This window comes from Nocardia farcinica, from assembly GCF_029867845.1.
Taxonomy (GTDB): Bacteria; Actinomycetota; Actinomycetes; order Mycobacteriales; family Mycobacteriaceae; genus Nocardia; species Nocardia farcinica_A.
Map to the genome: position 1 here is coordinate 1 of NZ_JARWRU010000354.1, position 5,463 is coordinate 5,463.

The window sequence follows — 5,463 nt, forward strand, 5'->3', positions numbered from 1 at the left end:
CGCCCACCCCCGCCCCCGCCCCGAGGCCGCGCTGCCCCAGGCCCACCAAACCGCGGGCACGCTGCGCGGCCGGGCGGGTCATCCCCCCGCCCGCCGACCAGGCCAGGGGGCGCGGCAGCGGCTCGGCGATGTCGCCGATGCGGTTGATCAGCACCTCCAGCGACGACGGGTCGAGGCGCACCGAGCAGTAGGTCAGGTCGTCGTCGTTGACCAGCACGAACTTCCCGCTCGGCACGCCGGTCAGCTCCGGCACCTCGGTGCGCTCGGCGGCGTCGACGTCCAGTTCGACCCGGTGCGTGCGCACCAGCTTGCCGTCCACGTCGTCGTAGACGCCGACCGCCAGCCGGTGCACGCGGCGCTCACCGGCCCCGGGCTCGGCGCCCTCCTGCACCACCGCGAACGAGGCGAAGGCGCCGTCCTCGGCGATCTCGAAGTCGGGGCGCAGGATGTTCAGGCCGGTGGTCTTCAGCCACTGCGCACCCCAGCCGGACAGGTCGCGGCCGGAGGACTTCTCCAGCGCGCCGAGCAGGTCGTCGAAGGTGGCGTTGCCGTAGGCGTGCTCGGCGAAGTACTCGCGCAGGCCCGCCAGGAACGGCTCGAGGCCCACATAGGCCACCAGCTGCTTGAGCACGCTGGCGCCCTTGGCGTAGGTGATGCCGTCGAAGTTCACCTCCACCGCGGCCAGATCGGGGATGTCGGCGGCGATCGGGTGCGTGGAGGGCAGCTGGTCCTGGCGGTAGGCCCAGGACTTCTCCACATTGGCGAAGGTGGTCCACGCGCTGGTGTACTCGGTGGCCTCGGCCTGGCACAGCACCGAGGCGAAGGTGGCGAACGACTCGTTGAGCCACAGGTCGTCCCACCACTTCATGGTGACCAGATCGCCGAACCACATGTGGGCCATCTCGTGCAGCACGGTCTCGGCGCGGCGCTCGTAGGAGGCGCGGGTGACCTTGGACCGGAACACGTAGTCCTCGAGGAAGGTGACCGCGCCCGCGTTCTCCATCGCGCCCGCGTTGAACTCCGGCACGAACAGCTGGTCGTACTTGCCGAAGGCGTACGGCACGCCGAAGTTGCGGTGGTAGAAGCCGAAGCCCTGCTTGGTCTCGGTGAACAGCCGCTCGGCGTCCATGTGCTCGGCCAGCGAGGCGCGGCAGTACAGGCCGAGCGGGATCTCGCCGTGCTCGTCGCGGTAGGTGTCGGTCCATCTGGCGTAGGGACCGGCGATCATGGCGACCAGGTAGGTGCTCATCCGCGGCGTGGTGGCGAAGGTGTGCGTGGCCACGGCGCCGTCGTCGGTGCGTTCGCCCGCGCCGTTGGAGACCACCTGCCAGTCCAGCGGGGCGGTGGCGGTGATGTCGAAGGTGGCCTTGAGGTCGGGCTGGTCGAAGCAGGCGAACATGCGCTTGGCGTCGGCGGTCTCGAACTGCGAGTACAGGTAGACGTTGCCGTCGGCCGGGTCGACCATCCGGTGCAGGCCCTCGCCGGTGTGCGAGTACTCGCAGTCGGCCTCGACCACCAGCTCGTTGCGCTCGGCCAGGTCGGGCAGGGGGATGCCGGTGGATTCGTCGTAGTCGCCGATGTCCAGCGCGACGCCGTTGAGCACCGCCGAGCGGACCCGGGCCGCGACGATGTCGACGAAGGTGCTCGCGCCCGGCCGAGCGGTGAAGGTGACGGTGGTGCGCGAGCCGAAGGTGGTCGTCCCCTCGGACTGCTCGGTGAGGTCGAGTTCGATGCGGTAGTTCTCGACGGCGACCGTCGCGGCGCGCTCGATCGCCTGGTCGCGGGTGAGATTCGGGGCGGACATGGAACTCCTTCGCTCTTCGACGAACACGGCACGAACGGTTCGCGCGGCGGCGGCGCCCGGCCCGGGCCCGTGCACGCGGACTGTCGGCCCAACCCTATCGGCCCGGGGCGGGCCCGCGCCGCCGGTGAAAGCCCGGCGGTATTGTTTGCCTGCCCGGTAGCCGGGCGGCAACCCACGGATTCGGAGGCTCGACGGTGAAGCATGTGCACGCCGGGAAGGTGCGTGACCTGTACGAGGACGGCGACACCCTGCTGCTGGTCGCCTCGGATCGGGTCTCGGTGTACGACGTGGTGCTGCCGACGCCGATCCCCGGCAAGGGCGCGCTGCTGACCCAGCTGTCGAACTGGTGGTTCGAGTTCTTCTCCGACATCCCCAATCACGTGGTCTCGGCCGTGGACGTGCCCGAGGAGTTCCGCGGCCGCGCCGTGCGGGTCAAGCCGCTGCGGATGCTGGCGGTGGAGTGCATCGCCCGCGGGTACCTGACCGGCTCCGGCCTGAAGGAGTACCAGGCCACCGGCACCGTGTCCGGGGTGGCCCTGCCGCCCGGCCTGCGCGACGGCGACAAACTGCCCGAGCCCGTCTTCACCCCCACCAGCAAGGCCGCCGAGGGCCACGACGAGCCGATCACCTTCGACGACGTGGTGAACCAGGAGGGCCGCGAGGTCGCCGAGGCGCTGCGCGAGCGCACCCTCGAGATCTACCGCCGCGGCGCCGAGCACGCGGCGAGCCGGGGCGTCATCATCGCCGACACCAAGGTCGAATTCGGCTGGGACGGCGATGTTCTCACCCTCGGCGACGAGGTGCTCACCTCCGACTCCTCGCGCTTCTGGCCCGCCGACCAGTGGCAGCCCGGCCGCCCGCAGCCCTCCTTCGACAAGCAGTTCGTCCGCGACTGGGCCACCTCCACCGGATGGGACAAGGAGCCCCCCGGCCCCGAGGTGCCCGCCGAGATCGTCGAGGCCACCCGCCGCAAGTACCAGGAGGCCTACGAACTCATCACCGGCCGCGCCTGGAGCTGACCCCCGGCTGCCCGGCCGCTCGGCCGTCCGGCAGCCGCTCGCGCACCAGCTCGCGCAGCGCGGCCCGGTCCGGCTTGTTCGTCCGGCCGCCGACCGGAATCCGATCCACCAGCACGATGTCGTCGGGCACGGCGGTGGTGTCGATCACCTGCGGCAGCCGGGCCCGCAGCCGCGCGACGACATCCCCCGCGCCCGGTTCGGCGACGACGGCGAGCACGATCCGCTCGTCGCCGATCTCGTCCGGCAGGCCGACCATGATCGCCTCGCGCACCCCGTCGATCGCGGCGATCACCGGCTCGTACAAGCCGGGGTAGATGTTGGTCTTGCCACGGATCATCATGTCCTTCTTGCGCCCGGTGAGCACGAGCTGCTCGCCGTCCCAGCGCGCGAGATCGCCGGTGGCGATCTCGGTGAGCGGCGGCGCGCCCAGGTAACCGCGGCACAGATTGGGGCCGGACAGCACGAGTTCACCGTCGTCGGCGATGCGCGCGCGCACGCCCCGCACCGGAGCGCCGAGCAGATCTCCGTCGTGCGCGAGTTTCGCGGTGTCGTTCGCGACCGCCACCGGCAGGATCTCCGTCATCCCGTAGATCGCCAGGAACTCGACGCCGGGCAGTGACATACGCGCCCGGCGCAACAGCGCCGAGGTCACCGGCGCGCCGCCGAGCGCCACCTGCCGCAGTCGCGACGGCACGGGCACGGCCCCGGCCTCGAGCGCGTCGAGGGCGACGGCGAGATCGGCCGGGGTGTAGAAGGCGTGCGTCGCGCTTCCCAGATTCCGGGTGAACCGGACGGGGTCGACGTGGGTGCCGAAGCGCGGATAGCGTGGCACGGCCCACCGTGCCCCCGCCATCAACGCGGGCAACCCCATCATCAACTGCTCGGTGTGAAGGAAGGCGCCGGGCGCGAGAGTCGTCCGGCCGCCCATCGCGCTCAACCCGGCGCTCAGCGACGCCCGGGTGTGCACCACGGCCTTGGGTTCGTCGGTGGTCCCCGAGGTGAACACGATCAACGCCTCGGCGTCGGGATCCCCGGCCGGGAGGGTGCCACCGCGCGCCCCGCCGGTGAAGCGCCGCAACGGGATCGATCCGGGCGGTGTCCCAGGCAACCACACCCCGCTGTGGATGTGGCGGACGTCGAGGGCGCCGAAGCGCGGCAGCCGCAGCCCCTTCGCGCGCCCCACCCGGGCCAGCGGCCCGCTCACCGCGTACAGCAGCGATTCCGTCGCCGCCCACGCCGGTCGCACCTGGCGGACCCTGGCGTCGAAGAGCTCCGGCCCCACGCCGGGGTCGACGAACACGATCGTCCCGCCCGCCGCGATCGTCCCGAAGATCAGCAGCACCGACGGCACGCTCGGCCGGATCGAGAACAGCATCCGATCGCCCGGCGCGAACCCGGCCTCGCCGAGATCGCGCGCCACCCGGCCCACCGCACGCACCAGCTCCCGGTAGGTCAGCGCCCGCGCACCGACCGCGCCGAGGGCAGAGGCGTCCGGGATGCGTTCGGCCTGCGCGGCGAGCCCGTCGAGGAAGTCGGTCACCGTATGTCGACCACCTCGGGCCGGTATCGGTGATCGGCGTACCACGCGAGCGTCTTGCGGATACCCCAGGCGCGCACCCGCCGGTTCGAGCCGTACACCCGCACGTCGCGGCGCAACCCGTAGTCGGTGGTGAGGGTGCGCACCGCGTTGACCAGCGCCCTGTCCTCGTGCAGGTCCTCGATCGCGGTGCGGGGGAAGCCGCCGGCGGCCACATACAGCTCGGCGGTGATCGCCATGTTGCATCCCGGTGTCATCACGTACGGTCCGAGATATCTCGGGTCCCGGTTGCCGGGGCGTACCTTGCCGAAGAACGAGGCCACCTCGAGCGCCACGGCGACGATCGTGCGGTCGAGCCACGACACGCCCTCGTCGGTGCGCGGGATCAGCTGGCCGCTGACCAGGCGCAGCCTGGAAGCGAACCCGTCCTTGATCCGCCGTGTCCAGTCGGGCGCGGGCAGGCAGTCCGCGTCGGTGCGCGCGAGGTGGGTCGCGCCGTGGGCGATCGCGTACCGCATGCCGGTGTCGGCGGCGGCGCCGGTGCCCTTCTGCGGCTCGTGGATCACCACGATGGGCGGCACCGGATGCGCCGAGGCGAACTCCCTGACCACTTCAACGGTGCGGTCGGTGGAATTGTTGTCGACCACCACGACGGTGAAGTCGGTGTCCTCCTGCGCCGCGATCGCCTCCAGGGTTCTGCCGATGCCGCGCTCCTCGTCGAAGGCGGGGATCACCACCCAGAGCGCGTCCGATCCGCTGTCGTTCACCTGTCCTCCGGTCTGTCCTCCGGTCCGGTCGTCACCGCACACCGGCTCCACGGTAGGTCACGGCCGCCGCGGTGGGGCCGCCGTCGGCGGCGACCCACAGCAGCGGCCGGTCGGTCAGCCCGGCCTCGCGCGCCGCCACGAAGGCGGCGGTCAACGCGGAGGTGTGCGCGTCCCCCTCGAAGGCATCGGTCACCACCGCGCCGACGCCGAGCTCGGCGGCCAGCACCGCCCCGCAGACGCGCCCCCGCCCACCCACCCACCCCACCACCACATCACGGGCCCACCCCCCCCCCGCCCCGCCAAAGCCCGCCCCCCCCGCCCCGCTCCGAGAACTAA

The 5,463-nt window shown here is 71.8% G+C and carries 5 protein-coding genes; 1 reads left to right on the forward strand and 4 read right to left on the reverse strand.

Going from position 1 to position 5,463, the window contains the following annotated elements:
• Positions 1 to 1,804, reverse strand: a 1,804-nt coding sequence (pepN, locus tag QH283_RS07600) for an aminopeptidase N (RefSeq protein ID WP_280502310.1), incomplete at its 3' end; no start/stop codon positions are given.
• A gap of 194 nt (positions 1,805 to 1,998) precedes the next feature.
• Between pepN and QH283_RS07605 the strand changes: the two genes are divergently transcribed.
• Positions 1,999 to 2,823, forward strand: a complete 825-nt coding sequence (locus tag QH283_RS07605; protein ID WP_280502311.1) for a phosphoribosylaminoimidazolesuccinocarboxamide synthase — start codon at positions 1,999 to 2,001, stop codon at positions 2,821 to 2,823.
• Here QH283_RS07605 and QH283_RS07610 read toward each other — a convergent pair.
• The 3 genes from QH283_RS07610 to QH283_RS07620 form a co-directional block, all read right to left on the reverse strand.
• The gene (locus QH283_RS07610) at positions 2,801 to 4,363 is read right to left on the reverse strand and encodes a class I adenylate-forming enzyme family protein (protein WP_280502312.1); all 1,563 of its coding nucleotides are present in this window, start codon (positions 4,361 to 4,363) and stop codon (positions 2,801 to 2,803) included. The two genes, QH283_RS07605 and QH283_RS07610, sit on opposite strands and share 23 nt — an antisense overlap.
• Positions 4,360 to 5,127, reverse strand: a complete 768-nt coding sequence (locus QH283_RS07615; protein ID WP_280502313.1) for a glycosyltransferase family 2 protein — start codon at positions 5,125 to 5,127, stop codon at positions 4,360 to 4,362. Before QH283_RS07615 ends, QH283_RS07610 begins: the two co-directional genes overlap by 4 nt.
• Positions 5,128 to 5,158: 31 nt before the next feature.
• Positions 5,159 to 5,463 (reverse strand): hypothetical protein (locus QH283_RS07620; protein WP_432420678.1); only part of this gene is annotated, 305 nt, incomplete at its 5' end.